Annotated in this window: 33 protein-coding genes and 3 tRNA genes; 28 read left to right on the top strand and 8 right to left on the bottom strand. The window is 61.5% G+C overall.

Annotation, left to right across the window (positions count from 1 at the left end):
* Positions 1-180: 180 nt before the first annotated feature.
* The 4 genes from CR152_RS34760 to CR152_RS30320 all read left to right on the top strand — a co-directional run bounded on the left by CR152_RS34760 (position 181) and on the right by CR152_RS30320 (position 6,377).
* Positions 181-4,059: a calcium-binding protein gene (locus CR152_RS34760; protein ID WP_099881228.1), complete on the top strand. Its 3,879-nt coding sequence runs from the start codon at positions 181-183 to the stop codon at positions 4,057-4,059.
* A 165-nt stretch (positions 4,060-4,224) separates the two neighbouring features.
* Positions 4,225-6,114, top strand: coding sequence for a calcium-binding protein (locus CR152_RS30325; protein WP_099881226.1), 1,890 nt, complete (start codon positions 4,225-4,227; stop codon positions 6,112-6,114).
* Complete coding sequence (locus CR152_RS34755; RefSeq protein WP_267876254.1) at positions 6,111-6,239, top strand: hypothetical protein; 129 nt, start codon at positions 6,111-6,113, stop codon at positions 6,237-6,239. The genes CR152_RS30325 and CR152_RS34755 overlap by 4 nt, the downstream gene beginning before the upstream one ends.
* A 48-nt stretch (positions 6,240-6,287) precedes the next feature.
* A tRNA-Ser gene (locus CR152_RS30320) sits at positions 6,288-6,377 on the top strand.
* Positions 6,378-6,444: 67 nt separating this feature from the next.
* On the opposite strand, the gene CR152_RS30315 is transcribed toward CR152_RS30320, so the two are convergent.
* The 7 genes from CR152_RS30315 to CR152_RS30285 form a co-directional block, all read right to left on the bottom strand.
* Positions 6,445-6,651 (bottom strand): helix-turn-helix transcriptional regulator, encoded by a 207-nt coding sequence (locus CR152_RS30315; RefSeq protein ID WP_099881224.1) that lies wholly within the window; start codon positions 6,649-6,651, stop codon positions 6,445-6,447.
* Positions 6,648-6,845 carry a hypothetical protein gene (locus CR152_RS30310; RefSeq protein WP_099881222.1) on the bottom strand — a complete coding sequence of 66 codons (198 nt, stop codon included), beginning with the start codon at positions 6,843-6,845 and terminating at the stop codon, positions 6,648-6,650. Before CR152_RS30310 ends, CR152_RS30315 begins: the two co-directional genes overlap by 4 nt.
* A complete protein-coding gene (locus CR152_RS30305; protein WP_099881220.1) occupies positions 6,842-7,075 on the bottom strand; it encodes a hypothetical protein in 234 nt (77 codons plus the stop codon). Before CR152_RS30305 ends, CR152_RS30310 begins: the two co-directional genes overlap by 4 nt.
* Positions 7,076-7,207: 132 nt before the next feature.
* Positions 7,208-7,534 (bottom strand): hypothetical protein, encoded by a 327-nt coding sequence (locus CR152_RS33480; RefSeq protein ID WP_157778842.1) that lies wholly within the window; start codon positions 7,532-7,534, stop codon positions 7,208-7,210.
* Positions 7,531-7,953, bottom strand: a complete 423-nt coding sequence (locus CR152_RS30295) for a hypothetical protein (protein ID WP_099881216.1) — start codon at positions 7,951-7,953, stop codon at positions 7,531-7,533. Before CR152_RS30295 ends, CR152_RS33480 begins: the two co-directional genes overlap by 4 nt.
* A complete protein-coding gene (locus tag CR152_RS30290) occupies positions 7,950-8,252 on the bottom strand; it encodes a hypothetical protein (protein WP_099881214.1) in 303 nt (100 codons plus the stop codon). The genes CR152_RS30295 and CR152_RS30290 overlap by 4 nt, the downstream gene beginning before the upstream one ends.
* Positions 8,253-8,474: 222 nt before the next feature.
* Positions 8,475-8,675, bottom strand: a complete 201-nt coding sequence (locus CR152_RS30285) for an Arc family DNA-binding protein (RefSeq protein ID WP_157778841.1) — start codon at positions 8,673-8,675, stop codon at positions 8,475-8,477.
* Between the two features lie 129 nt (positions 8,676-8,804).
* On the opposite strand from CR152_RS30285, the gene CR152_RS30280 reads away from it, so the two are divergent.
* Positions 8,805-9,245, top strand: a complete 441-nt coding sequence (locus tag CR152_RS30280) for an Arc family DNA-binding protein (RefSeq protein WP_099882941.1) — start codon at positions 8,805-8,807, stop codon at positions 9,243-9,245.
* 148 nt (positions 9,246-9,393) lie between these two features.
* On the opposite strand, the gene CR152_RS34505 is transcribed toward CR152_RS30280, so the two are convergent.
* Positions 9,394-10,101 (bottom strand): XRE family transcriptional regulator, encoded by a 708-nt coding sequence (locus CR152_RS34505; RefSeq protein ID WP_167399976.1) that lies wholly within the window; start codon positions 10,099-10,101, stop codon positions 9,394-9,396.
* 90 nt (positions 10,102-10,191) lie between these two features.
* Between CR152_RS34505 and CR152_RS30270 the strand changes: the two genes are divergently transcribed.
* The 23 genes from CR152_RS30270 to CR152_RS30165 all read left to right on the top strand — a co-directional run bounded on the left by CR152_RS30270 (position 10,192) and on the right by CR152_RS30165 (position 26,562).
* Positions 10,192-10,401, top strand: coding sequence for a helix-turn-helix transcriptional regulator (locus CR152_RS30270; protein ID WP_099881207.1), 210 nt, complete (start codon positions 10,192-10,194; stop codon positions 10,399-10,401).
* A 9-nt stretch (positions 10,402-10,410) separates the two neighbouring features.
* Positions 10,411-10,593 (top strand): hypothetical protein, encoded by a 183-nt coding sequence (locus CR152_RS30265; RefSeq protein ID WP_099881204.1) that lies wholly within the window; start codon positions 10,411-10,413, stop codon positions 10,591-10,593.
* Positions 10,593-11,243, top strand: coding sequence for a GIY-YIG nuclease family protein (locus CR152_RS30260; RefSeq protein ID WP_099881202.1), 651 nt, complete (start codon positions 10,593-10,595; stop codon positions 11,241-11,243). The genes CR152_RS30265 and CR152_RS30260 overlap by 1 nt, the downstream gene beginning before the upstream one ends.
* Positions 11,240-12,115 carry a hypothetical protein gene (locus CR152_RS30255; protein WP_099881200.1) on the top strand — a complete coding sequence of 292 codons (876 nt, stop codon included), beginning with the start codon at positions 11,240-11,242 and terminating at the stop codon, positions 12,113-12,115. The genes CR152_RS30260 and CR152_RS30255 overlap by 4 nt, the downstream gene beginning before the upstream one ends.
* Entirely contained in the window at positions 12,115-13,587 is a 1,473-nt protein-coding gene (locus tag CR152_RS30250; RefSeq protein WP_099881198.1) for a DEAD/DEAH box helicase, read from the top strand. Before CR152_RS30255 ends, CR152_RS30250 begins: the two co-directional genes overlap by 1 nt.
* Positions 13,584-14,543, top strand: a complete 960-nt coding sequence (locus CR152_RS30245) for a toprim domain-containing protein (RefSeq protein ID WP_099881196.1) — start codon at positions 13,584-13,586, stop codon at positions 14,541-14,543. The genes CR152_RS30250 and CR152_RS30245 overlap by 4 nt, the downstream gene beginning before the upstream one ends.
* Before the next feature lie 528 nt (positions 14,544-15,071).
* Positions 15,072-15,293 (top strand): hypothetical protein, encoded by a 222-nt coding sequence (locus CR152_RS30240; RefSeq protein ID WP_099881194.1) that lies wholly within the window; start codon positions 15,072-15,074, stop codon positions 15,291-15,293.
* The gene (locus CR152_RS30235) at positions 15,290-15,778 is read left to right on the top strand and encodes a hypothetical protein (protein ID WP_099881192.1); all 489 of its coding nucleotides are present in this window, start codon (positions 15,290-15,292) and stop codon (positions 15,776-15,778) included. Before CR152_RS30240 ends, CR152_RS30235 begins: the two co-directional genes overlap by 4 nt.
* Before the next feature lie 172 nt (positions 15,779-15,950).
* Positions 15,951-16,820 (top strand): ParB/RepB/Spo0J family partition protein, encoded by an 870-nt coding sequence (locus CR152_RS30230; RefSeq protein WP_157778840.1) that lies wholly within the window; start codon positions 15,951-15,953, stop codon positions 16,818-16,820.
* A gap of 833 nt (positions 16,821-17,653) precedes the next feature.
* The gene (locus CR152_RS30220) at positions 17,654-18,025 is read left to right on the top strand and encodes a hypothetical protein (RefSeq protein ID WP_099881186.1); all 372 of its coding nucleotides are present in this window, start codon (positions 17,654-17,656) and stop codon (positions 18,023-18,025) included.
* 140 nt (positions 18,026-18,165) lie between these two features.
* Positions 18,166-18,249 (top strand) — tRNA-OTHER (locus CR152_RS33475).
* Positions 18,250-18,256: 7 nt separating this feature from the next.
* A tRNA-Ser gene (locus CR152_RS30215) sits at positions 18,257-18,344 on the top strand.
* An 18-nt stretch (positions 18,345-18,362) separates the two neighbouring features.
* A complete protein-coding gene (locus CR152_RS33710) occupies positions 18,363-18,527 on the top strand; it encodes a hypothetical protein (RefSeq protein WP_167399975.1) in 165 nt (54 codons plus the stop codon).
* A complete protein-coding gene (locus CR152_RS30210; protein ID WP_099881184.1) occupies positions 18,524-18,724 on the top strand; it encodes a hypothetical protein in 201 nt (66 codons plus the stop codon). The genes CR152_RS33710 and CR152_RS30210 overlap by 4 nt, the downstream gene beginning before the upstream one ends.
* A gap of 41 nt (positions 18,725-18,765) precedes the next feature.
* Positions 18,766-19,032 carry a hypothetical protein gene (locus CR152_RS30205; RefSeq protein ID WP_099881182.1) on the top strand — a complete coding sequence of 89 codons (267 nt, stop codon included), beginning with the start codon at positions 18,766-18,768 and terminating at the stop codon, positions 19,030-19,032.
* A 2-nt stretch (positions 19,033-19,034) separates the two neighbouring features.
* A complete protein-coding gene (locus tag CR152_RS30200) occupies positions 19,035-19,361 on the top strand; it encodes an HNH endonuclease (RefSeq protein ID WP_099881180.1) in 327 nt (108 codons plus the stop codon).
* A gap of 144 nt (positions 19,362-19,505) precedes the next feature.
* Positions 19,506-19,982, top strand: coding sequence for a phage terminase small subunit, hendrixvirinae-type (locus tag CR152_RS30195; RefSeq protein ID WP_099881178.1), 477 nt, complete (start codon positions 19,506-19,508; stop codon positions 19,980-19,982).
* Positions 19,963-21,546 (top strand): terminase large subunit, encoded by a 1,584-nt coding sequence (locus tag CR152_RS30190; protein WP_099881176.1) that lies wholly within the window; start codon positions 19,963-19,965, stop codon positions 21,544-21,546. Before CR152_RS30195 ends, CR152_RS30190 begins: the two co-directional genes overlap by 20 nt.
* A gap of 3 nt (positions 21,547-21,549) precedes the next feature.
* Positions 21,550-22,887, top strand: a complete 1,338-nt coding sequence (locus tag CR152_RS30185; RefSeq protein WP_099881175.1) for a phage portal protein — start codon at positions 21,550-21,552, stop codon at positions 22,885-22,887.
* Positions 22,862-23,521, top strand: coding sequence for an HK97 family phage prohead protease (locus CR152_RS30180; protein ID WP_208640228.1), 660 nt, complete (start codon positions 22,862-22,864; stop codon positions 23,519-23,521). The genes CR152_RS30185 and CR152_RS30180 overlap by 26 nt, the downstream gene beginning before the upstream one ends.
* A 65-nt stretch (positions 23,522-23,586) precedes the next feature.
* Entirely contained in the window at positions 23,587-24,756 is a 1,170-nt protein-coding gene (locus CR152_RS30175; RefSeq protein ID WP_099881171.1) for a phage major capsid protein, read from the top strand.
* A 55-nt stretch (positions 24,757-24,811) separates the two neighbouring features.
* A complete protein-coding gene (locus CR152_RS30170; RefSeq protein WP_157778839.1) occupies positions 24,812-25,075 on the top strand; it encodes a hypothetical protein in 264 nt (87 codons plus the stop codon).
* On the top strand, positions 25,075-26,562 hold the full coding sequence (locus tag CR152_RS30165) for an SGNH/GDSL hydrolase family protein (RefSeq protein WP_099881167.1): 1,488 nt from the start codon (positions 25,075-25,077) through the stop codon (positions 26,560-26,562). The genes CR152_RS30170 and CR152_RS30165 overlap by 1 nt, the downstream gene beginning before the upstream one ends.

The following is a 26,562-nucleotide window of genomic DNA, read 5'->3' as shown; positions in this document are numbered from 1 at the left end:
CGGCGGCGCGGCGTAATCGCTGTTGCCGCCGTTGTCATATATTGTTACATATTGTTTAATTTTACCTTCTGTACATCCCTATCGTGCACGGGCATGATCTAGGTTGAAAATGTTGCCAGTTTGTTTATGTGATGAGCATATTCCCTGGCAATTCAACCGACCATCATTCCCGGGACCGACATGACCACCTCCTACGCCGACAAGCAGCGCAACGCCGACCACACGACCCCAAGCTCCCAGCAAGCGGGAACCCGCGCCATGCTGGCCGGCGTGGGTCAGAACCTGCAGGGTTCAGGCGGCGATGAATCGCTGTGGGGCGCCGAGCTCAACGACACCATCTCGGGCAACGGCGGCGAGGACAAGATGTTCGGCGCCGGCGGCGACGACCTCATCGAGAGTGGCGACCCCGACGACGGCGCGCGCGCGGGCGGGGATGCCATGTACGGCGGCGACGGCAACGACACCATCAACGGGGGCAGGGCCAACGACGCGTTGACCGGCAACGCCGGCCATGACCTGCAGAACGGCGGCGCCGGCAACGATACCCTCAAGGGCGAACTGGGCAACGATACTCTGCAAGGCGGTAGCGGCCACGATACGCTGTTCGATTACGAAGGCAACAACCTGATGCAGGGCGGCGCCGGCTTCGACAAGCTGCTGTCCGAAGGCGGCGGCAACAGCGTGCTCGATGGCGGCGCCGACGGCGACTTCCTGAGCGGCGACGGCCAGGATACCTACCTCGGCGGCGCCGGCGCCGACCGCATCACCATCCGCGCGCGCCCGGGCGAGGCGGCCGCCACGGCGCTGGCCGACGGCGGCGATGGCAGCGACCTGTTCAGCATCGCCTTCCAGAACCAGGGCGGCAAGGCCCGCGTGACCGGCGGCGCCGGGCGCGACGTGTACCTGCTCGAACGCGAGAGCACCGGCAGCGGCTACGTGGTGACCGATTTCGCCGCCGGCGCGAACGGCGACCATATCGATGTCCACCATCTGCTGGCCGGCATCGACCTGTCGCTGGGCGACCCGTTTTCAAACGAGCGCGGCTACCTGAAACTGGTGCAGGAAGGCGCCGACACGGTGCTCCAGTTCGATGCCGACGGCGCCCAGGGCAGCGCGGCGGCCTTCAAGAGCGTGCTGCGGCTCGAAGGCGTGGCGGCGCAGTCGGTCACGGCTGACAATATCTGGACCGGCAATGCATTGCCCGCCTACTTCGACGAGGGCGAAACCATCATCGGCGACGGCCGCGACGACGATCTCTACGGTTCCGGCCTGAACGACCGCTACGAAGGCAACGGCGGCAGCGACACCATCCAGTCCGGGGCCGGCAACGATACCGTGCTCGGCGGCGACGGCGCCGACATGCTGTTCGGCGAAGCGGGCGACGACCGGCTCGAAGGCGGCAGCGGCGACGACCACATGGGGGGCGGCGAGGGCAGCAATATCATGATCGGCGGCGCTGGCCACGACACGCTCACGGTCGAATCGGGCGGGGACAATGTTCTGGACGGTGGCGACGGCAATGATCTGCTGCGTATCGACAACAGTTACGGCACCAAAAAGTGGGGCAGCATGACGCTGTCGGGCGGCGCCGGCGACGACCTGTTTTCGATTTCCCCGGGCGGACCAGATGTCAGGCTGAACGCGACCGGTGGCAGCGGGCGCGACACCTTTTATCTTTTCATGTACTCGAGCGCGGCCGACACGTCGGACGTGGCCGTCACCGATTTTTCGATTGGCGCAGGCGGCGACCTGATCGACCTGTACATGCTGAACGTCGCAAGTGACTACAGCGGCAACCCATTCGGCGCCGACCGCTACCTGAGCCTGAGCCAGCGCGGCCTGGACACCGTGATCGGCTACGACGCCGACGGCGTGGCCGGCAGCACCTACACCATGCACGACGTGATGACCTTGCGCAACGTGACGGCCACCAGCCTGACCAGCGCCAGTTTCAAGCTGGGCTACGATCCCTCGGCCGCCTTTTTCAGCCGCGTGCTGACCGGCACCGAGGGCGCCGACAGCATCAGCGGCGATACGCGGGCCGAGCACCTCATCGGCCTGGGCGGCAGCGACACGCTGCTCGGCGGCGGCGGCAACGATCTGGTCGAAGGGGGCGATGAGAGCGGCGCCGGCGACGTGCTCGGCGGCGGCGCCGGCAACGACAGCGTCTACGGCGGCGCGGGCGCCGACGTGGCCGGGGGCGACGACGGCAACGACACCGTTTCCGGCGGCAACGGCAACGACACCCTGACCGGCGGCGCCGGCGACGACCACCTGAGCGGCGACCAGGATAACGACATTCTCACCGATGTCCAGGGCAACAACGTGCTGAGCGGCGGCTTCGGCACCGACACCATCCTCACCACCGGCAGCGGCAGCGACAAGGTCGACGGCGGCGACGGCGACGACACCCTGACCGGCGGCGCCAACGATACGCTGTTCGGCGGCGGCAGCGACGACCAGCTGACAGCCGAGCTCAAGGGCAGCGCCGCGGACGGCACCGTCGTCATGTCCGGCGGCTGGGGCGACGACATCCTCACTTTCGGCCCCGGACTGGCCACGCAAAGCGTGCTGGCGAGCGGCGGCGAGAGCCTGGACACCTTTGTGTTCGGGGCCGGGGCGCACGCCGAGCGCGTGGTCATCGGCGACTTCCATCTCGGCTACCGCAACGACGTGATCGACCTCGACGCGCTGGTGCCCCAGGTGGCCGCCAACTACGTCAGCAATCCGTTCGGCGCGCTCGGCTACCTGCGCGTGCTCCAGAGCGGCAACGATACCGTGTTCCAGCTCGACGAGGACGGCGCCGCCGGCAGCGCCGCCAGCTTCCGCACCATTCTCACCCTCAGCAACATCCTGCCATCCCAGCTCAGCGCCAACCATGTGGCCGGCGGCATGAATCCGGATGGCTCCGAGGTGGGCATCAAGCTGGACGGCCTGCACTACGACGAGCGAATTGACGGCGGGCGCAGCAACGATGTGCTCGACGGTGGGCAGGGCGACGATGTGCTGAACGGTTTCCAGGGCAACGATGTGCTCAGGGGCGACCGTCATAACGATACGCTGGTCGGCGGCGCGGGCAACGACCTGCTGGAAGGCGAGGACGACAACGACAAGCTGCTGGGCGAGGCCGGCGCCGACACCCTGCTGGGCGGCGAGGGCAACGACGCGCTCGACGGCGGCGCCGATCAGGATGTGCTCCAGGGCGCGAACGGCCTCGACCTGCTGCAGGGCGGCCTGGGCGACGACACGCTTGACGGCGGCGCGGGCAACGACACGCTGGGCGGCGGGGACGGCGCCGACATCCTGCGCGCCGGCATCGGCGACGATAGCCTCGACGGCGGCGCCGGCAATGACGGCCTGACTGGCGGCGACGGCAACGACGTCCTGCGCGGTGGCGCCGGCGACGATGTCGTCAATGGCGGCAGCGGCAACGACGCGCTGTATGCCGACGCGGGCGCCGACGTGCTCGACGGCGGCGCGGGCGACGACACCCTTGACGGCGGCAGCGGCGACGCGCAGCTCAACGGCGGCAACGGCAACGACCTGCTCAAAGTGACGGGCGGGGGCTACAGCGGCCTGTTCGGCGGGCGCGGGGCCGACATCATTGACATTCGCGGCACGCAGCAGGCGCTGGCGGGGCGCGTGGTGGCCTACGGCGGCGACGAGGCCGACACCATCATCTTCACGCGCGGCGCGGGCGAGAACACGGCGGTCAACGCCAGCGGCGGCGCGGGCATCGACACCTACATGCTGCGCGGGGAAGGGCGCCTGGGCAGCCTGACCGTGACGGACTTCACGGCCGGCGCGGGCGGCGACCGCATCGATGTGAGCGGCCTGGCGGCGCCGGCCGGCGTGCTGCAGTTCGTGCAGAGCGGTACCTCGACCCTGGTGCGCTTCGACGCCGACGGCGCCGACGGCCCGTTGAGCGCGGAAACGCTGATGACCTTGCAGAATGTCGTCGCCACCAGCCTGAGCGACGACAACGTGGTTGGCGCGGCTGCTGCCGGGGCACTGGTGCCACTGGTGGGCATGGCGCCCATGGAGTTCATGATCGGCTAAGCAGGCGCAGGGAAAGGGCGGGTGCCGGGCACACGTCCTTGTTCCAGACAGGAAAAATTGGCGGGCATCCCGATCTCGACACGCGCCACGCAAGGGCGCACGATGGGCATCCGCGTTCGCGTGCGCGCTCGCTTGCCTCGATTCAGCCTTTCCTGAGGAATCTCCATGCCAACATTTTTCATGATGTCCGATCCCGACGGCGGGCCGCGCCGTCCCGCCAATTTTCTGGTGACCGGACTGACCCTGACCGGCACCGAGAACAGTGATTTTCTGCAAGGCGGCGAGCTGGACGACCAACTGTTCGGCCTGGGCAACGGCGACCTGCTGTTCGGGGAGGGTGGCAGCGACTACATCGACGGCGGCGACGAGGAGGAGGGCGATGGCGACCGCATCTTCGGCGGCGACGGTGCCGACAGCATATTCGGCGGCACCGGCAACGACACCATCGCCGGCGAGCAAGGCAACGACCTGATCGATGGCGATGCCGGCTGGGACCGGATCAACGGCGGCGAGGGCGACGACCTGCTGCGTGGCGGCGAAGGCGGCGACGTGCTGCGCGATGACAGCGGCAACAATATCCTCGTCGGCGGCCCGGGCACCAACTCGCTCGACGCGTTCGGCACCGGGGCGGACCGCCTCGATGGCGGCGCCGACGACGACGTGCTGTCCGGCGGCGAGGGCAACGACAGCCTGTACGGCGGCACGGGCAGGGATAGCCTCTTCGTCGCCTCCATGGCCGGCGGCGGGGTGGTGGTCAGCGACGTGCTGGTGTCCGGCGGCGATGGCGAGGACCGCATCAACTTCGGCACCGGAACGGCGGCCCTGACCGTGCATGCGACGGGCGGCAGCGGCAGCGATCTGTTCATTTTTTACGACCGTGTGCACGCGGAAAACATCATCATCGACGATTTTGTGCCGGGCGCCGGCGGCGACAGGTTCAGCCTGGGACAACTGTTCGAATCATCCTTCACCAATCCCTTCGGGGCGGCCGGCATCGCGCGCCTGGTGCAGCAGGGTAACGACACGCTGCTGCAGCTCGACGAGGACGGGGCGGCCGGCACGGCCAGCACTTTCCATACGATCGCGACGCTGACTGGCGTGCGCGCGCAGGATGTGCTGCCGAATAACTTCTTTGAAGGCTATAACCCGGATGGCTCGAACAATGGCATGACGGTGTACGGAACCAGTGGGGACGACCAGATATTCGCTGGCGTGCTCAACGACTCCATCTACGGCGGCGCGGGCAACGACCAGCTGTGGGGCCAACTCGGCGACGACCTCCTCAGCGGCGGCGACGGCAACGACGATTTGAACGGTTACTCGGGCAACGATGTGATCGACGGCGGCGCGGGCGGGGATTACCTGAACGGGCAGGATGGCAACGACACGCTCACGGGCGGGCGCGGCAACGACCTGTTGTCGGGCCACGAAGGCGACGACCAGCTGTTCGGTGGCGAGGGCGACGACCTGATGTTCGGCGACGGCGGCAACGACGTCTTCAACGGCGGTAGCGGCAATGACACGATGTCGGGTTACCGTGGCAACGATGTGCTTGATGGCGGGGCGGGCGACGATCTGATGCGCGCCGTCGACATGTCCGGCTTGCTCAACGGCGGCAGCGGCAACGACATCCTCAAGGTGCAGAGCGACGGCGACGTGGGCGCGTTCGGCGGCAGCGGCAACGACCTGATCGAGATCAACGCCAACGATTACCTTGCGCGCGGGCGGGTGGTGGCCAACGGTGGGGATGGCGACGACGCCATCGTCCTGCTGCGCGAGACGCAAAACTCGAATGAGATCAGCGCCATTGGCGGGGCGGGCGTGGACCGCTTCGGCGTGGCCGGTACCTTGGGAACGAGCACGTTCACGGTACAGGATTTTGCGGTGGGGGCGGGCGGCGACCGTATCGACGTGTCTGCCCTGTTGGCGGGGAGATGCCGCCGGGCGACCCGTTCGCCAGCGGGGTGCTGCGTTATCTGCAAAGCGGCGCCGATACGCTGGTCCAGTTCGATGCCGATGGTGCGGCGGGTGCCGCGTGGGGGTTCAGGACGATGATGGCGCTGCAAGGGGTGGTGGCGACGACGCTGACGCCCGAGAACCTGATCACCACGGCGCCGGCTGGGGTGCTGGGGGAGCCGGGCCTGGTGGGGGTGGCGACCATGGAATCGGGCATCGGATAAGGTGTTACTGCCCAAGAACGGGGGTTTTCTGTATAATCGCGTTCTGCAGGAAGCGTGGCCGAGCGGTTGAAGGCACCAGTCTTGAAAACTGGCGACGGTGTGAGCCGTTCGTGAGTTCGAATCTCACCGCTTCCGCCAGTTAATAGAAAAAGCCCCTATGATGGGGCTTTTTTAATATCCTCTACCCACATTTCTACCCACATGGCTAAGTGGGGGTAGGCGACCTCGCTGATGCGATGCAGTCCTCTTGCCAGCTGGCTATTTCCGTCGAATCCCACACCACTGCACGCGGGCCCAAGCTGATAGGCTTCGGAAAATTCCCGGCCTTTATGCGCTCGTAAATGGCTGTGCGTTGAATGCCCACAATGTCGATTACGGCGGGGAGTCGCAGGAATTTTTTTGGTTGGTTCATTCTTCGCTTTCTGTTTCGAATCGGGTAATGGCATCCAGCTCATCGGCAACATCGGCCGCCATGCTGGCGCAGGTTTGCAGTGCGCCCGCCTGGCTCTCGGGCTGCAAGATCGGAATTGCCGCAAGCAGGGCGCTGACCACGTTGGTCAGGCCCGCCAGGCGGCGGATAGCTACTTCATCGACGCTGGCGCTCATGCTCCACCCCCACGCACCAGATGCAGGACGGGGCGCTGGTGACGCGGATTGTGGCTCACGCAAACCGCTGCTGTGCTCAGCAGAAGCTTCTGATCGGTTGTCTCGCGGAACAGCTCCAGGATGTGCTTCTCGTCGCGCGTCAGCGCCGGCACGGCGGTGATTGTCGCCAACCGGGCGCCTGGAGTACGCGTCCGCACAGGCGGTGTTGTGATATCGTTCTGGTCGTTCATAGCACGCTTTCAAAATTTTGGCTGTGATAGGCCATCCGGCGTCTGCGCGTCGGGCGGCCTTCTTTTTTCGATTGTTGGTGGCCGGGTAGGGTTACTGCGGGCCGAGGCCCAGCTGGTTCGATTGAAGCCCGCTTATGACGCATCCCCCGGTGATACATCGTCCAGACCGATGCGTATGATCTTGATCACTACCTCGGCGCCAAGGCGCTGCACCAGCGCATCGCACATCGGCAGCACGCGCGCAGCATCCGCGCCAGACAGCAGCATCGTCTCCAGGATGTCGGCTTGTTCGAATCTGGCCGCGCGCGCAGCTGCCATGGTCGCGTTTAAAACGCGACTTGCTCTGACTTTTCCTTGCGGCCCCGCATCCGGACAGTTAATGGCGTCCGCAACCATAAATAGGGTCGCAGCAGGGGAGAGCAGATATTCGTCGCCGTGTTTTTGGAAGTGCTTTTTCATGCCGCACCTGCGCTTTCCGCCGGTGCCACTTTTGCGACGGCTTTCTGACGCAGTTGCGAGGCCGCGGCTTGCCGGTCATCGCGATCAAGCGTCGCTTGGAGGTCGGCCTGCTGCTCCTGGAGGAACTGCGCCTCGACGCCGATGTGCTTGATCAACATACCGATGTTTTCAAGTACACCCACTTCGGTCGGATAATCGGCGTTGTTCCCGGCCGTGAACAGCAGGTGTCCAATCGCCTCGATGCCGTTCATCAAGGTGTAATTTGCGTTGTGCGCGTGGTTGATCGCAGCCTTCGCCTGTTGGCGCTCGTCGCTCGACATCACATGGCCATGGAAGTCGCCAGCCAGCTGGCGAATGAGGTGGCCGAATTCATACGGGGCGCGCTCGATGTGGTGGAAGTGTGGGTTACCGGCGCTCATGCTGCACCTCCGGCGGTCATGGTCAATACTGCGCTGTTCGCCTCGGCAACCAGCTCCAAGTTACGCAATGCGCAAGTGGCAAAGCAGTTGATCGTGTTGATGCTGTGCATCGCTGCCGATGACAAGCCGTGCATACGATCGATTGTCGAGAAGATCGCCTCGATGAGAATTTTGGCGTCGAGAATTTGCGTCTCGATATCTTGTGACTGTTGGTGGACATCGCTAGCGATTGACTGTGACTTCGCCAAAATATCCGCTTGCGTATCTAAAACCTCGGTGTTAACATTCGTTTTGTGCATTTGGGTCTCTCCAAAAAAGTGCGCTCTGCTCCATATGACCCCAGATGCTTGAACATCTGATGTCACTTACCTGGTTCCGCCAGGTCGGTTGTAGGATGGGGAGGGCTTGCCGGCCCGCCTCATCCAGTAGTTTTTAATCCGCTAGATCACCCTAGAGCTGGTGATAAATGCAATGCGAGGCTTGTGAAAGCTTCGGATGCGGTGGACTTTTCCTTCCTAATTTTATTCATGCGTTTTTTCAGAGGATGGGCTCATAGCCCGCAATCCTGCCTCAAGAAGGCATAGAATTTCTGCGTTCATCGTTCTGTGATTTTTCGCCGCGCGCAGCTTGAACTGCTCGCGGTGATGTTCGTCGTGGAATCGGATAATGAAACGATCCTTTGCATCGTTTTTGGACTTTGTTTTTGCTACTGGTAGGGACATTGACTCGGCTCCGGTTGATGGCCTAAGGCCATACTTCATATTATGGCCTTAGGCCATCAAATGCAAGGTGTTTTTATGGCCTTAGGCCATCATTTTGCGAAATGGCCTAATGCCAGTATCATCAGGCCCATGGACAAGCCACCCCAAAACTCACCTTCTCGGGATGCCGACAAGTACATTGTCAGGTTCCCGCCAGGCATGCGCGATCGGGTTACCGAAGCTGCCAAGTTGTCTGGGCGCTCAATGAATGCCGAGATCATTCAGCGACTCGACACAACGTTTGCGCCTGCTGCACAAAGCGAACTGCTCGATTTGGACGTGCCGCGACAGACTGCAATGCTTGAGCTGATTACACTCGTACGACGCCTCGATGTTATTGACCTCTTGGAACTCGTGCAGGATATCGTTCCCGCAATACCCCCTGAGGTGATTGAGGGCCGCCCGGAGCTAAAGGCGAATCTCAAGCAATTGAGAAAATTAACGAAGCGATTGAGCGTCAGTTCTGACGAAGCAAATCGCATTGCGCAAGAACACCAAAAGAAGTTGAATTTATTGCTGGACGGCACGTGATATCTCGTTAACTTGACTGGAATCAAGTATACTTGAATGACTAGTTATTTGCAATACTAGAACGAATAGATAATTAGTACGCGAATAGTTCGGCAAAAAAAATCCCGCTCAGGGCGGGGTAATGTGCTGCGTTCCTACGTCTCTTCATCTAGATATGCTGGCTGTCCTTTCTCACCACGCGGCCCACAATGATGCAGCCCTCGCCCTGGCACAGCTTCCGGTGGTACTTCCTCTTATCCGGATTGTCTGATTCCAGCCACCACATGCCGGCGTCACGCGAAAGCCGTTTTACTACGGCCTCGCCTTCATAGTTCACGGCATACACATGCCCGTCGACTGGCTTGGTATCGGCAGTGTTGATGATCACGATGTCGTCCTCGTACAGAGACGGCTCCATACTCTCCCCGCGAACCTTCATAGATACTAAACGCGTCGAAGAAAACTGGCATTTTTCCATCCAGTCAACAGACACCAACACGCTGCCGCCGTCCCTATAGTCGGGCTCGGCCTGGAAGCCGGTAACGCCAGCAGAAAGGCGCAGGGTCACCATTGGGATCGAGACAAAGCGCGGGTCTTCTTCGCCCTCTGCCAATACCGTAACTTTTAGGAAATCTTCATGCAGTTCATTAGGCGCCAAGCGGAATTTCGGCCCTGTCCCCTCATGCAACCATTGGAAGTTGACATTGCACGCTTCCGCCAGGAGGGTGAGTGTGTGTGCTTCTGGGCCTTTTGATCCAGCGCCACGTGCAATTCGATTGATTGTGGGCTGGGGTACACCGGAGGCGCGCGAAAGCGCGCTTTGGGACGCGAATCCGGCGTCGCGCATAGCTTCTTCTAGTCGTTTTGAGATGTCCATGCGTGCATGATACATACGCGCATAGCTCAGTGCAAGAAATTTATTAACGAATGCATTGCAAAACTACTCATTCATGAATAGAATGTGTGCATGGACAAAAATATCTCAACCCTCTTGAGGGAAATCAAGACACAGCAAGACTGGACCGAAGTTCGACTCGCAGCCGAGCTCGGAACTACCCAGCCTACCGTCAACCGCATTTTGAACGGTCAAGACGACTGCAAAATCTCGACGTTCAAGGCTATCTGCGCGCTGCATCAAACGTGCTTTGCCCGAGTCGCTGAACCGACGGCAACCTAAGGACTTTCCATGAAAATCATTCGCAACGCTACCGGGCTCCCGGTCGGCGCAGGGGTAACTGTCGCCCAAATTCCGGGGAGCGCTATGAAAACCATCATCAAACGCACTGTCATGCAGCTGTACTGCCTCGAGCTGATCAAGGGCTCGACCGTCATCCGTGCATTCAATCGCTTTCAATTGTGGGGCGCGTGATGGACGTTGCGCCGCCATTGCCGTCTGCCTTCACAGCCGAGGAAGGATTCGAATCGACGCTGCCGCTGGCGCCGTCCGATCTGCTCGCGCACGGTTGGACTGGGCTCAGCCGGCCAAGCCGCACCAGCGGGCTAATCCTCGTTGAGACGTGGCCTAGTGCGAACGATTCGGGATTTGTTCACTATTGCTGCGTGGCGATGCCCGGCGGATTTGAGACTTATTCCAAGCGTGCCTTTGCGCCGCATTGGGTCGGGATGGCCATAGACCTGATTCTCAAAAACCACGGCAGTACTGCTGGCGAACTAACGTGGACCCGGATGAGGCACTCGCCGCGCCGCGATGGCACCGCTGGCAAATATGTGACCCAGGAATTCGTCTACTTCGTGACCGCTGGTGCATTCGTCAAAATCGGTAAGACGACCGGGCAGCCAGGCAGCAGAATAGCCGGCCTGCAAACCGGTTGCCCGTATCCGATGACGCTGGCCGCGCATGAGCCGGGCGGCATCAAAGAAGAATTCGTGCTGCATCGCCGCTTCGCCGCGCAACGCGTGCGGGCCGACGGAGAGTGGTTCCGCAACGAAGGCCCGCTGCGCACGTACATTCAGGCGCTGGCCAAGAAGCAAGCACTGGCCGGGGCGGTAGCTGCATGAGCGCCCTGATCAAATACGACCAGGCGCGCCAAGCACTGGCCGCCTGCCGCAACGTCGACGACATCAAGGATATCCGCGATAAGTCAGAGGCGATGCGCCTGTACGCCAAGCAGGCCAACGACACCGAGCTGGAGCAGTGGGCCGCCGAGATCAAGCTGCGTGCCCAACGTGCGATCGGTGAAATCAGCGCCGGGATTGCCAAACAAAGCGGTGGCTTCGGCATAGTTCCCTCCGGTGGGAAGCATAAGGCTGAGGTGCTGGCCGACGCGGGCATTTCCACCTCAACGGCAAACCGGTACGAAAAACTGGCCACCATCCCACTGGCCGATGTCGAGGCGCTGATCGCCAAGCACAAGGATGCAGGCAAACCGGTGTCGGCCAAAGCGGTGCTGGCCACCTTGGCCAAGCCGGCGCCAGCACCAACAACAGCAGCCGCGGCGCCGGCCAAGTCACCCGAGCCGCCGGCGCTGAACGAAGACGCCCCGGATTTCAGCACGTTGGCCGCAGGCGCGCACCAGGTGTCCGAATTCGCCCACGCTGGCGACTACCCCGACAACGATGACACGCCCGATTTCCTCGATCTTCTGCGCGCAGAAGAAGCGAAGGTAGCTGCACTTGAGGCAGAAAACGCGGCACTTCAAGAGCGTATCAAGTTTCTCGGAGATAGCGACCAAGCGGCGCGTATTGAGGCGCTGGCGCTGGAACGCGACGCAATGATGAGTTTGTCCGCTACACGCTTCGACGACTTCATTAAGGCGAACAAGAAGGTGGTCGACTACACGAAGCTGCTGGACAAAATGCGCAAGGCTGCCGGCGTTGAAAAATACAGCGACATCCTGTCGTGCATCACCCCGATTTCGAAGGAGGCGTAATGGCCGAAGAACTCCGACTCTATCCGCTACAGACCGCCGTGATTGATGCGCTCCATCACGCTTTTCCTCTATACCGAAACATCCTGATTCAAGCTCCGTGCGGCTTTGGTAAAACCGAGCTGGCCACCGCCATTCTCGCCACGGTGAAGAAGAACTATAAGCGCGGCGCCTTCATCATGGACCGCATTGCCCTGGTCAATCAGGCGTCCGAGCGCTTCGACAAGTACGGCCTGGATCACGGCATTTTGCAGGCGCAGAATGAGCGGCTTGATCGTGCTAACCCTATCCAGATTGTCAGTCTCCAGACGCTGAAGGATGACCCGCTGGACGTCCAGCTGCTGGTGGTCGACGAGTGCCATGTGCTGCCGAATTCGCTTAAAAAGCGGCTGGAAAAGCGAAAGTGCTTCACCATCGGCTTGACCGCGACCCCTTTTACGAAGGGGTTGGGCAAGTACTTCGATCACGTCATCAATGCGGCCACTACGAACCAGCTGATCGCCGACGACAAGCTGGTGCCGTATCGTGTGTTCGCCGCGTCGGAGCCCGATATGACCGGGGCGAAAGTGGTGGCGGGCGAATGGTCGGAGAAGGAAGCCGAATCGCGCGCGCTGCCGATCATCGGCGACGTGATCGAAGGCTACAAGGAACACGGGCAAGGAAAGAAATTTATCGCCTTCGCTTCGTCGGTCGTACACGCGGAAGAATTACAGCGCCAATTCATGGCCGCTGGCGTGGTGGCTAACCTGTACACCTATCAGCAGTCCGACGAGGAGCGCGACGCGTCTGTAGCCGAGTTCCGCAAGCCCGACAGCTATATTCGCGGCCTGATCAGCATCGAGAGCCTGACACGCGGTTTCGACGTGCCCGACATCGAGGTGCTGATCCTGGCGCGCCCGCTACGCAAGGCCCTGGCCGTGCATATCCAGATGTTGGGCCGCGTGCTGCGCTGCTCGAAGTCCACCGGCAAGACCGAGGCGATCGTACTGGACCACAGCGGCAACTGCATGCGTTTCTGGACCGAGGTTCAGGATTTCTTCGAAAACGGCATCGACGAGCTGGACGGTGGCAAGCCGAAGGAGTCGAAAGCGCCCGCCGCGAAGACCGAGAAGAAGCCTGCAAGGTGCCCGACCTGCTTCCATGTCCACGATGCCGCACCTGCCTGCCCGGCCTGCGGCGCGGTGTACAAGAAATCCGCAATCATCGAGCAGGTGTCTGGAGTGCTGAAAGAGGTCAAGGGTACTAAAAAAGCCCCGCCAACTCCCGAGGTGAAGCGCGATTTCTACGCCCAACTGCGCCAGTACGCAACTGACAAGCAGAAGACCGACAAATGGGCGCTGGCCAAATTCCGCGAAAAATTCAATGAATGGCCAGCGAACGGCAATGTGCCCCCGGCGCCACCTTCGCCTGAAGTGCTGCGGTGGATTCAGTCGCGCAATATGGCTTACGCCAAGGCGAAGGCAAAGGGCGCATGAGCGATTTTTACCAATTCGTCCAGGCGAACGGCATCATCGTGCCGGATACGTTCACGCCTGGCCGCTGGATCCGTTGCCGGACCGAGAGCCACCCGCGCAAGAAGAACGGCAGCATCAAGCTGGCCGACGACGGCCTGGTCGGCTGGTGCCAAGATTACGCCGTGCACGCCGAGCCGGTGATGTGGCGCGCCAGTGATGACGCCGCTGCGCTGGCCGCGCCAATCGACCGCGCCGCCATCGCACGCCGCCAGGCTGAACGCCGGGCCGCGCTGTGCGAAGCCACCCTTGGCGCGCGCGCCTTCTACGCGAAGTGTGCGCCGCTGCGCGACAGCCACCCGTACCTGGTGGGCAAGGGCTTGGGCGTGGCCGGCTGCGTCGGCCTGCGCGTCGACGCCGACGGCTGGCTGGTTGTCCCGATGCTCTACAACGGCAAGATTCTCAGCCTGCAGCGCATTTCGCCGGACGGCGAGAAGAAATTCCACTTCGGCGCCACGACTAAGAGTGCGTATTACGCCATCGAGCGGGCCGGTGCTGCCGTCACAGTTCTCGTCGAGGGTTTCGCCACCGGCCTGACTGTCTTCCAAGCCATCCCGAATTGCCGCGTCATCGTTGCGTTCAACGCCGGAAATCTTCCCGTCGTCGCGGATCGCATGGACCGCTCCGGTATGGGCGTCGTGTGCGCCGACAACGACCACGAGACTGCCGCGCGCATTGGCCGTAACCCTGGCCTTGATGCTGCGCACGCCGCCGCCGAGCTGCTGGGCGTAGGCGTCGCGGCGCCGGCCTGCAAGGGCACTGACTGGAACGACTACTTGATGGAGCAGATGGAGCTGGCGCTAGAAGGCCAAGCGTTCAGTTTCACCCGCAAGCGCACGGTGCTCCAGGTGCAGGCGAGCGTGTTCGCCGACATCAAGCTGAAGGTCATGCGGGAAGCGCGGCTGCTGCGCGCGAAGTAGGGCAGCAGCCTGTATTCGACTTCGTCCGAATTTCGTTCGAAGCCGAATGCAGTACCAGTTCGACGAATTTCGTCGGCTTGGGCGGATTTGAAATCGAGGCAAGACGAAGGGGCGCGTTTGAAACGCGGACCAGGTGGAGCGGACGACACCAGAAAAAACGTGCAAGGGCCTGAATCGGCCCACACCGCAAAAAGACCGACGGCACCGTCGAGCACCAGGGCACAGCACGAACAAGGCGCAGAGGGGGCCTTGCCGAGGCCTGAGAGCACAGGCCGGAGCGAACAGAGGTACAGAGTTGGAATGCTTGGCTCGTTCGGCAGGCGCATTTACCAGAGTGCGCCAATCGAAAGAGCGAGGGGGCGGCCTGGGCGAGCCGTAGCGGAACTGACCATCCGTGAATACGTCACTTTCGATACAAGTTTTTGCTGATTTTGCTCGGGGGCCAGGGACACCTAACCCTCATACCTAACAACTGCGGAGGGGTTCCAACCAACCCCTCTAAATGACCACTATGGCCGAGAGAAAAGCATGACGAAAAGCGACCGCCCGATTCCCGCAAAAATTGAGCAGCGCCTGATGGAGTTACTGAAAATGAAGGAGTTCGATATGCAAGAAGTGAACTGGTGCCGCACGACCTACTGGGCTCGCCGCGGCGACTGGCACGCCATCCTGGTGGCCTGCCACGACACGGCGCTGGTGCGGATCGCAACCGAAGCCGCAGCCGCGCGCGCAGTCGAGGTGCGCCCATGAGCAAGCGCCCGACACTCACACTGCGCTGGCCCGTCAAGACCGCGTCGGTACCGGACATCGTTTTCGTTGACGTGACCGAAGACAGCACGCCGCCAGCGCTCAAGCCTGTACGCGTTGCCACACTGCCGCCATTGGTGCGCAACACCGTGGAGCAAGAACATTACCAGAACGTGGTGCGCCTGCTCGACGGATGGGCCGAATGGATCAGAACGGGCGAGCCAATTGCCGAGGGCGCGCCCCGGCAGTGCCTTGGCGCGCCGGACGCTCGGATACACAGCTTCGAAGATATGGAGATCGAGGTCAACAAGCGCCTGGTGCGCGAAGTCCATACGGCCGTCTGGGAGCTGCAGGTCATCGAGCGCGAGGCAGTTATGACGCATTACGGCCTCAAGACACGCGGTGTCTGGCGCGCGGATTTCGCCAAGTTGTTCGATCAGGCGGTCGACAGCCTCTTCAAGACGCTCAGGGGCCGCGTGGCCTGTTGATTCGGCCCGATAACTCTCTGCGACGCTCTGGTAACTGCTACGAATATAGCAGTTACCAGAGCTACCAAAAAGGGGCGCAAGAGTGGAGCTTATGGCGTCGAACTGGTTAGAGCACACAGATTATTCAGCACAGCGAGGCGGCGCATTCCGCCATAAAAATGGGAGAACAAAGATGGGTCAAGTGAATGAGTCAGCGCCAACGAATCAGCGCAGCGAGAAGCCAGCAGTTTCGCTCAAGGTCATGAAAGAGCGCGGCACGCCTGGCGTGTCGACCGTGAAAAGCTGGGGCGTCGATCCGCGCCTGGTGCAGTTCGAGCCTGGCTTCAACCGGCCGATTAACCGCGAGCATGTGGAGTCGATCAAAACCTCGTTGCGTGCCGGGCACGAGCTTGACGACATCAAGGTCCGTATCGAGGAGGGCGCGATCATTGCGGTAGACGGGCACCATCGGGTCACAGCCGCGGTTGAATGGCTGGCCGAGCCTGGCGTCCGCGAACCTGACGGAGGCTTCCAGCTGGGCGCCAAGCAGTTTCGCGGCGGCGATGCGGAGCGGGTCATCCACCTGATCACCAGCTCGCAGGGCCTCGGCCTCACGCCACTGGAGCGTTCGGCGCAGTATCGCAAGCTCGTCGGCTGGGGCTGGACGCCGGCCGCAATCGCAGAGGCGGTCGGGCGCTCTGTGCAGAACGTCAGTGATGCCCTGGTGCTCGCGGACGCAAACAGCGATGTGAAGCTCGCTGTTACTGAAAAGCAGATCAGCGCGAGCAACGCAGCGAAGATCGTGCGCCAGAGCGGCGGACGCGCCGGCGCCGTCATCGCTGAGCACGTCGAGGCGGCGCGGCTCCAGGGGAAAGCGAAGGCAACGGCCAAACAGATCGCCGGGAACACACCGAAAGATTTGGTCTCTGCAATACGTCGGGAAATGGACAGCGGCGGAACATTCCGCGCGGAAGAGTTGTGCCCGAGTTTCGCCGATCTGATCACCTACCTGCGCAGCACGCCATCCCGGGGCGACACCAGCCCAGCGCAGCAAACGAAATAACGCGCCGGCCGCCCCGCGATCCGGGCGGCACAACGAAAGGCATTCATGATCTACTTAGCAATCTGGACGTGTGTATTGGCGTTTGTTGTGATTTTGTTCTGGGCTCTCAACCGCAAGCACAACCGATTTGTCCGCCAGCTCTCGGCGAGGCGCAATACCCCAGCGCACCAGCCGCCACCGCCACCACCTGCGGTTTTTACCGAGAATGCAATCGGCGCTGTTGAGCAGGGCGAAGCAACGCCATACTGCGAGACAGGCCGCCCATCGGCGCCAGGGCCTCACGCTTTGCCTGCGCCGGGACCGAAGAACGAGGTCTCGCCGAAATTGGCGAGACCGCAATCTCCGGTTCCAGCTGCCGCACCGCCGCGTCGCCGCGATTCACCACATAGCAGCGACAACGGGTATGTCGTGCATGACGTCCCTACGTTCCCATCGGCGGCTTCGTACAGCCCTGCGTCGCGCAGTTCGTGTCATGGCCAGGGCGGCACGTTCGATGGGGGCGGTGCCTCCGGCGATTGGGGCAGCAGTTCGTCGTGCTCGTCGTCTGGTAGTTCGAGTTCGTCCAGCTCGTCGAGTTCATCCGATAGTGGCGGCAGCAGTTGCAGCAGCGATTAGCACCGGCAAGTGGGGCACCAGATACGCGGCGCGCGCCGATTCCGAAACGGTTAATTTGAAAATATATTTCCACAATTCATTGACATCGCTACGAGCGATAGTAGAATAGCTGCCATCGGGACTTTTTGCGCCCGGAAATAAAGCCCGCACCAGAAGGTCAGCGGGCTTTTTTTATTTCAGAAGGCTATACTGGTCGCTTTATATTTGAGGAGGCCAGAATGCGTTTTCCAGTTGTGTACGATATCCTGTTGCGGGCAGAGGTTGAGGCGCCCAACAAGGATGAGGCTATCGGCTTTATTATTGACGCGTTGACACGAGCGAAAAGTGTTCCTGAAGGGTTCTATTCGGCATTTGAGACTATCCGGGATGATAATCTGAAGGGAACGAAAGACGATGATTCGCGCGAAACCAATGGCTTCGTGGTATTCACCTCTGCTCAAAAGCACAGGTTGTTAGCGCGTATAGCAAATGTTGTTGAAGCCGCAGCACAGGGTGACAGGAAGCCTGGCCACGAGCTCATCGCAACGCTGATGAACGAGTTCGAGTATCTGGAACATACTAATTTGGAAGGCGTCACGTCGATCGTCTAGGTGAGTTCCGGGCGCCGATGTACTTTCCGCCGTGCTGATCGCAAAGCACGCCGACCACCGAAATTTGCCCGCCCAGCTTGCAGATAGCAACTAGGCACAGAGAAGCCCCGCACCGAAAGGTCAGCGGGGCTTTTTGCATTGGAAGATGGCGCGCAGGGCGCAAAGCGGTCTTGAAAACCGTGCCAGTGGCAACGCTGATGGTTCGATTCCTTCATCTTCCGCCAGATCACAGGTAGCTTGGCCGAGTGGCCGAAGGCAACGGGTTGCTAACCCGTACAGTCGAAAGGCTGCGTAGGTTCGAATCCTACAGCTACCGCCAGTACACCGTGAGGCTACCATGACGCAGACCACCAAGCCCGACAAGCGCCAGGTGCGCGATTACATGGACCGCCGCACGCATCCCGAGCAGGACGACCCGCCGCCCACGCCCGCCGACATTCGCCGAGAGCTAGGCTGGGGCCTCATCCCGCATAACAACGACGACATGAACGAGCAGCCATGACGACAGCAACCGAATTGCCGGAGCAGCCGGCACGCACGATCACATGCGCGTTGAACGTGCGCGTCGCCTGGTGGCTGATGCCCTACCTGCGCACGCTTGCGTTTATCTGCGCGGTCACTGGCATGGAACCGAACATGAACAGGGTGAAGCGCGTGATCGACAAGGGTGTAACGGCCGCCGCCAGTCGCATTCACTGATCGCCGGCAGCGCACTTACACAACTAACCAAGGAATAGGCCATGTGCGATAACACGGGAACCAGCGTAACCAGCATGATCGAGCAACGTATCCAGGCGGATGTAGAACGCAGTGAGAAGGAGGCATTGGAGCCGTTACGCCGCGCGATCGAGGCCGAGCTCAACAAGCTCGGCATCAATCCAACGTTCACCAGTATGCACACGTTCGTTTCCGATATGCGCTGTACGCACATCAAGAATCAAATGCGTGCTCGCGTGGAGGCGCTGGTCGACCGTGTTGTGGATCACGATCCCCAGGCGCACGCATAGCGATGGCCTGGTCCAAGCAATCCCGCCAGGAGCGCGGCTACGGCGCAGCATGGGACCGAGTCCGCAAGGTGGTGATGGAGCGCGACGGCGGCCTGTGTCAGGTGTGCCTCAAGGCGGGCCGCTACGGCGTCATCGCGTACGCAGTCGACCACGTGGTGAGCAAGGCCAAGTGCGCGGCGCTGCGCTGGTCTGACGCACGCACAGACGACCCTAGCAATCTCCAGGCAATCTGCGGACCGTGCCACGAGGTGAAGACCGAAGCCGAGCAGGGGAAGACCAAGCGGCGGGTGGTGACGATCGGCGCCGATGGCTGGCCCGTCTCCGAATGATGCGCGGCGAGAAACATTCATCTTCAGCAACATTCTACCAGGAAATGTTGCCGTGGGGGCATCCCCAAACTAGGGGGACTTGGCCCACACAGGACCGCGCTCTCCCTTCGATTTAACGCTAACCCACAAAACGCCAGGGAAAATATGACGACCAAGACCAAACGGACGAGGGCCGACTCTGCCGCCAGTGCCGTCAAGGCCATGGTCGACGCCGCCAAACCCGACATCGAAGTGCCGAACTACGTGACGCTGACTGCTTCGGCGGTGCCTTTTTGGACCGGAGTTGTGCGGGCGCGCGCGCGAGACGAGTGGACCGACGTGGATTTGGTGGTGGCGGCGCAGCTGGCGCAGTGCCAAGCCGACATTGCCGAGGAAGACCAAGCGTTGCGCGTCGAGGGGCGCGTGATCATGAACGATCGCGGCACGCCGGTGATGAACCCGCGCACGATTGTGATGGAGCAGCTGGCCCGGCGCGAAATGGCGCTGATGCGGACGTTGCGTATGGGTGGCCGGGTCGCCGGTGACTCGCGCGACCAGGCCGGCAAGCGCAAGGTCGAGCGCGAGTCACGGAAGCTGCGCGACGAGCTGGAAGAAGAGGACGATGGGCTCCTCGCCACGTAAGGCGAAAGCAGCCAAGCCCATCGAGATCGACACCGACGAAAAATACTGCACCAAGAAGCCGCTCACCCGAGGCGAAAAAGTCTGTGCATTCGTCGAGCGGTATTGCCTGGCGCCTGAGGGCGACCACATCGGGAAACCGATCCGGCTTGAGCCGTTCCAGCGCCGATTTATCCTAGAAATCTACGACAACCCGTTCGGCACGCACAGCGCTTACCTATCGATCGCACGGAAGAACGGCAAGACCGCGCTGATCGGCGCGATCCTCCTGGCGCATCTGGTCGGGCCTGAGGCTGTACGCAACAGCCAGATCATCAGCGGCGCCCAGTCGAAAGAACAGGCGGCAGTGGTGTTCGAGCTGGCCCGCAAGATGATCGAGATGAGCGAGGTGCTGTCGAAGCTGGTCCGCGTTCAGCCAAGCGGCAAGCGCCTGATCGGCCTGGCACGCAACGTCCTGTACAAGGCGTTATCCGCTGAGGGGAAGACGGCTCACGGGCTGTCGCCGATCCTGGCGATTCTCGATGAGGTCGGGCAAATCATCGGGCCTACCGACAAGTTCGTTTCGGCCATCACGTCGGCCCAGGGCGCATACAGCAACCCGCTGCTGATTGCGATCAGCACGCAGGCGCCGACGGATGCCGATCTGTTTTCGACTTGGATCGATGCGCAGGCGAGCGCGCCGGACCCGAGAGTTGTGTGTCACGTCTACGCGGCGCCGGCCGATTGCCAGCTTGACGACCCGACGGCGTGGGCGGCGGCGAATCCAGCGCTCGGCATCTTCCGGTCCCTTGAGGATGTGCGTAAGCAATGTAAGCAAGCGATGGACATGCCGGCCAACGAGTCGGAGTTCCGGAACCTGATCCTGAACCAGCGCGTCGAGGCGGTTTCGCCATTCGTCGCGCGGTCGACCTGGGAATCGAACAATGGCGCGCCAGGTGACGCTGCCGGAATGAAGGTGTGGGCCGGCCTCGACCTGTCCAGCGTCAACGATCTGACCGCCCTGGTGGGCGTCGACGAATCCGGTGGCGTGCACTCGGCATTTTGGGTGCCAAAACATGGTCTTGCCGAGAAGTCGCGCAAGGACAAAGTGCCGTACGACCTGTGGGAAAAGCAGGGTTTTCTCAACGCGACGCCTGGGAAGGCCATCGAATACGAGTTTGTGGCGGAGTATCTGCGCGGTTTTTTCGACCGCTTCGACGTCCAGGCGATCGGATTCGACCGCTACAACATGAAATTTTTGAAGCCCTGGCTCGTGAAAGCGGGTTTTTCGGAGGCGGAGTTGGAACGGTTTGTCGAGTTCGGCCAGGGCACGGCCAGCATGACCCCGGCGCTGCGCGACTTGGAGGTGCGGCTGCTGAATGCGCAGCTGCGCCACGGCTCACACCCTGTGCTCAACATGTGCTGCGCGAACGCCAAGGTGGTGGGCGACAGCGGCGCAAGAAAGTTCGACAAGCGCACGGCGCGCGGACGCATCGACGGCATGGTGGCGCTGGCCATGGCGGTGGGCGTCATGCCCCAGGCCGAAACAAAAAGCGGCTCCCTTGACGATTACCTTTTGGACCAATAGCGCATGAAATTATTCAGCAAGGCAGCGGCCACCGGCTTGGCGTTGAAGAGTATTTACTTTTCGATCCGGGACGCAGTGGCCTATCGCGGCGTGCGCGACGCAAACAAGGATGTAACGCTCAACTATGGCGACGTGCGCAACGGCACGCCAGGCGTGAACGCGGCGCTCCAGCTGTCGGTGGTCTGGTCCTGCGTGCGCTTGATTGCGGAAACAATCGCGACGCTGCCGCTGATCACGTACGAACGCAAGGTGGTGAATGGGCGCGAAATTCGCGTGGTGGCGCGCGATCACCCACTCTATTACCTGTTGCATGATTCGCCGAATGCGGATATGACCGCCGTCGAATTTTGGGAGGCGGTCGTATCGCAAATTTGCCTGTGGGGGAACGCGTACTGTCTGAAAAGCTACGGCGCCGCCGGCCGCATCGTCGCGCTGGACCCGCTAAATCCGGCCCTGATGGCTGTCCGCCGCAACCCGGATGGTGGCGTGCGCTACCTGTACGCCGATCCGCGCGGGCAGAAAGAGTTCACCGAGGGCGAAATCTGGCACATTAAAGGCTTCGGCACCGATGGCCTGATGGGGATTTCCCCAATAACGGCCGGCTGGCGGTCGATGTCCGGCGCCACGGCGACCGAGAACGCATCGGCCAGCACCTTCACCAACAACATGCGCACGCAGGGCGTGGTGTCGGTAAACGAATTTCTCACCATCGAGCAGCGTGCGCAGATGAAAACGAAGGTGATGGGCGCCGTTTTTGGCGACGCCCGCACAGGCCAGCTGCAGCTGCTCGAAGGCGGCGCCGAGTTCACGCAACTTTCGATGCACCCAGCCGACGCACAGATGCTGGAAACGCGCTCGTTCAGCGTGGAAGACCTTTGCCGCTGGTTCGGCATGCCGCCGTCAATGATCGGCCACGGCACCGCCGTATCGAACTGGGGCACCGGGCGCGAGCAGATCAATCTGAACCTGATCCAGTACGTGCTGCGCGCATACATGGTACGGATCGAGCAAGGCATTAAAAAATCGCTGATGAAGCCTGCCGAACGCGCGCGCTACTTCTCGGAATACAGCGTCGAAGGCTTGCTGCGCGGGGACAGCGTGACCCGGTTCCAAGTGTACGCGACAGCGACGTCGAACGGCCTGAAAACCCGCAACGAATGCCGCGCGCTGGAGAACGACCCGCCGCTGCCAGGCGGCGACGAGCTGACCGTGCAAAGCAATCTGATCCCGCTCTCGCTGCTGGGAAAAATCACCAACACGGCCCAGGCGGCCAAGTCGGCCGTGCTGTCATGGCTTGGAATCAAGGAAAACAACGATGCAAATCCTCCACAAATCGATTGATTTGGAGCTGAAAAGCCTGACCGACAAGGGCAGCTTTTCCGGCTACGGCTCGGTGTTCAACGTGGTCGACAAGGGCGGCGATATCGTTGCTTCTGGCGCGTTCGCGGAAAGCCTGAGCAAGTGGCAGAAGTCGGGCCGCACAGTTCCAGTGCTGTGGCAGCACCAGTCGGATCAGCCGATTGGTGCATGGGAAGACCTAAAAGAGGACGACCACGGGCTGCTGGGGGAGGCGTCGCTGTGGCTCGACGACGCGCCATACGCACGTCTGGCGCACAAGGGCATGAGCACCAAGACGATCACCGGCCTGTCGATCGGGTACCGCGTCAAGGACTACAGCGTCAACAAGGACACGGGCGTCTACACGCTGCAAAAGCTCGATCTGGTCGAAATCAGCGTGGTCACCAACCCGATGAACGATGACGCGCGTGTGGCCGACGTCAAGAGTTTGATCGAGGCCGGCCGCATGCCAACCCTTCCCGAATTCGAAAAGTTCCTGTGCGATGCAGGTGGCTTTTCACGAACGCAGGCTAAAGCCATCGCCGGCAGTGGCCTGTCGAAACTGCTTACTCGGTGCGAGGCCGAGGGCGATCTTGGCGACACGCTTGCCGCGTTGAAGGGTTTCAGCATTCTGTAATCCGCGTTTCACCCTCCCTCATTAAGGCCCGCCACTTGCGGGCTTTTTCTATTTTAGGAACAAAGATGGCTACCGAAATCGAAGTAAAGCAGGAACTGGCGAAAATCAGCGACCAGGTTAAGGAACAGGGCGAAAAGGCCATGTTCGAAGCCAAGAAGGCTGGCGACATGTCGACTGAAACCAAGGGCCGTGTTGACGAGCTGCTGGTCAAGCAGGGCGAATTGCAGGCCCAGCTGCTGGAAATCCAGCAAAAGATGGCCCGGCGCGGCGGCACCGACGACGAGGGCCGCGTCAAGACCGCCGGCGAGCTGGTCATCGGCTCAACCGGACTGAAGGAGCAGATGGACGGCGGCTGGAGCAAGAACAGCAAAATTACCGTCAGCATGAAGGCGATCACCAGCCTGAACGCCAGCGCAGGGACTGGTGTAGTGGCTGACCGCGCCCCTGGAGTACAGCTTGGGCCGCAACGACGCATGACCGTGCGTGATCTGATCTCGCCAGGTACCACCGCATCGAACCTGTATCAGTACCTGCAAGAAAGCGGCTTCACCAACGCGGCGGCAACCACCGCCGAGGGCGTGCGCAAGCCTGAATCATCTATCAACTTCGTCCTGAAAAATGCACAGGTCGTCAAGATCCCGCACTTCATCAAGGCTTCGAGCGAGATCCTGTCCGACTTCCCGGCGCTGCAGTCGGTTATCGACGAGAAGCTGCGCTATGGCCTGATGCTGGCCGAGGAAGCGCAGCTGCTCAAGGGCTCTGGCGTGGGCAACAACCTGAACGGCATCTATACCCAAGCCACTGGTTACGTGCCGCCGATCGTCATCGCATCGCCCACGCGCATCGACGTGCTGCGCCTGGCCCTTCTGCAGGCCGAGCTGGCCGAATACCCATCGACCGGTATTTGTCTGCACCCAACCGACTGGGCGGCAATCGAGCTTCTGAAGGACACGACCGGCGCCTACATCTTCGCCAACCCGCAATCCCTGGCTCAGCCTGGTCTGTGGGGTCGCCCTGTGGTGGCCACCCAGGCGATGACCGTCGATCAGTTCCTGGTCGGCGCATTCCGCATGGGCGCCCAGGTGTTCGACCGCCAGCAAGCCGCCGTCACCATCGCCACGGAGAACGAGGACGATTTCGTGAACAACTTGCTGACCATCCTGGCCGAGGAACGTCTAGCACTGGCCGTGTACCGCCCCGAAGCATTCGTCAAGGGCGACATCACGCCAGCGTAACGGCGTTATGGGCGGCGCCGCGAGGCGCCGCTTCCTCAACAATCAGGAGGTAGACATGAAAATCAAAGTCACAGCGATCACCAGTTTTTCGCACGGCGCCCTGAACACGCACGTCGGCCAAGAGTTCGAGTTGACGAGGCCGGAGGCTGCTGAACTGCAAGCAGTCGGGCTGATCGCCATAGTCACCGGGCCGCCCGCTGAGCTAGATCGCGAAGCGGCCGACAACCGCCCCGATGAAGGCGCAAAGATGTCGGACGCGCCCGAAAACAAAATGATCGACGCGCCAACGAACAAGTCCAGTAAAGCGAAGGCGAAATAATGAAGACCATTCGCCTACTTTCCACATACAAGGGCAATCCTCCTCAAACCATTATCACGTTGGACGACGCAACCGCAAATGCGTTGCTTGCTGGCGGCGTGAATGCGACGCTCGATCTCACCGGCGGGGTTCGCACGTCGTCCCCCGCGCCGGTGCAGCCGCGCGCAAACGCCCTGGTTTCGAGCAGCGCGGGTGGCCTTGCTGTGTCGCTCGACTTCGGGTCGCGTGCTCGCCGTTTTCCGATGGGCAGCATCAAGGGTGCGTGCAAATGGTTCGGCGCGGCGATTGCTGGCATCACGTTCGCCGGCCCGGTTGCGAACGGTGGGGCATATCGCGCGACGTGGGGCCTGACCACGGTGGCTGAAGCGCCTTTCTTCGCCGTGCAACTGGTGTACGTCAACCTGTGTAATAACCCGATCACGGGCCTGCGAGCAATTGTTGGTGTCACCGAAAGTATTGCGACAGATGTTGCGGCGAATCGTTGCAAGCCTGTTATTGGGGGCGTTACTTACGGCCAGATGGCGCCGGCGGGAAGCATCAACGGCTTCCGTGCAGTGACGTTCGCTGGCGCGGCCTCGCCAACAATTCCGGCTTCTGTGACATCGGCGCAAGTAGCGGTATCAGACATCATTCCGCTCGCTTCCGTGCCGCGTGTCGATGTGCCTGGCGCGCTGCCTGCGTGGATCATGCGCCTTGATCACGACCCTGTAACGGGCGGGAAGTACACATTTTGTCCGATGCCAGCCAGCATGCGCACCGCAAACGCTGCGAACCGCGGCCGTGTCATTCAGTCGTTCAACTACGGTGCCGATGCTGTAACCAACCCCAATAACAACCTGGGTTTCAGCGCCGAGTCGCATCTGGTCTTCCCGATCTTTCACTACGCGGTGCCATCGCTGACTGTCGTGGTGGCTGGCGATTCGATTACCCAAGACGATGCGCTGGTAGCCGATGTGTTCACGTCCTGGGGCTTCCGTGGTTGCGCGGACGCCTCGACGCCTGCCCGTCCAGTCAACTACGTGAACATGGGGGCAAGCTCGAAAGGCGCGCCCGAGTATTGGCTTCGTACGCAGGAACTCGTCGCCGCTGGCATCGTCCCTGACGTGCTGGTGATCAGCCCGGCATCGGTCAATGATGGGTACTTGCAGGCGAACCTGGCGCGGCTTTTCAGTGATCACAAGGCGCGCGCGTTGGAGATCGTGCGATTCGCTCGCGCAAATGGCATCAACAACCTCGCTTTTATTCCGCTGTTTCCTTACAACACGAACACCGTTGCGCAAGAAGAATACCGGGTCGAGTTCAATTCGTGGCTGACCACTATTCCGGGCGTTACCACCTTGTCGTTCCCTGGCCTTGGTGATGGCGCTGTGCCTGAGCGTTGGGCGGCGGCATACAACCACTTAGCGGACGGCATCCATCCGAATGACCTGGCAATCGAAACGATCCTCGCGCCGGTGCTGACCGCGTATTTGAACTCTATTGCATGA

The organism is Massilia violaceinigra (genome assembly GCF_002752675.1).
GTDB classification, from domain to species: Bacteria; Pseudomonadota; Gammaproteobacteria; order Burkholderiales; family Burkholderiaceae_D; genus Telluria_A; species Telluria_A violaceinigra.
Note: the sequence above shows the minus strand (reverse complement) of the source record. Positions and strands in the feature narration are given on the sequence as shown.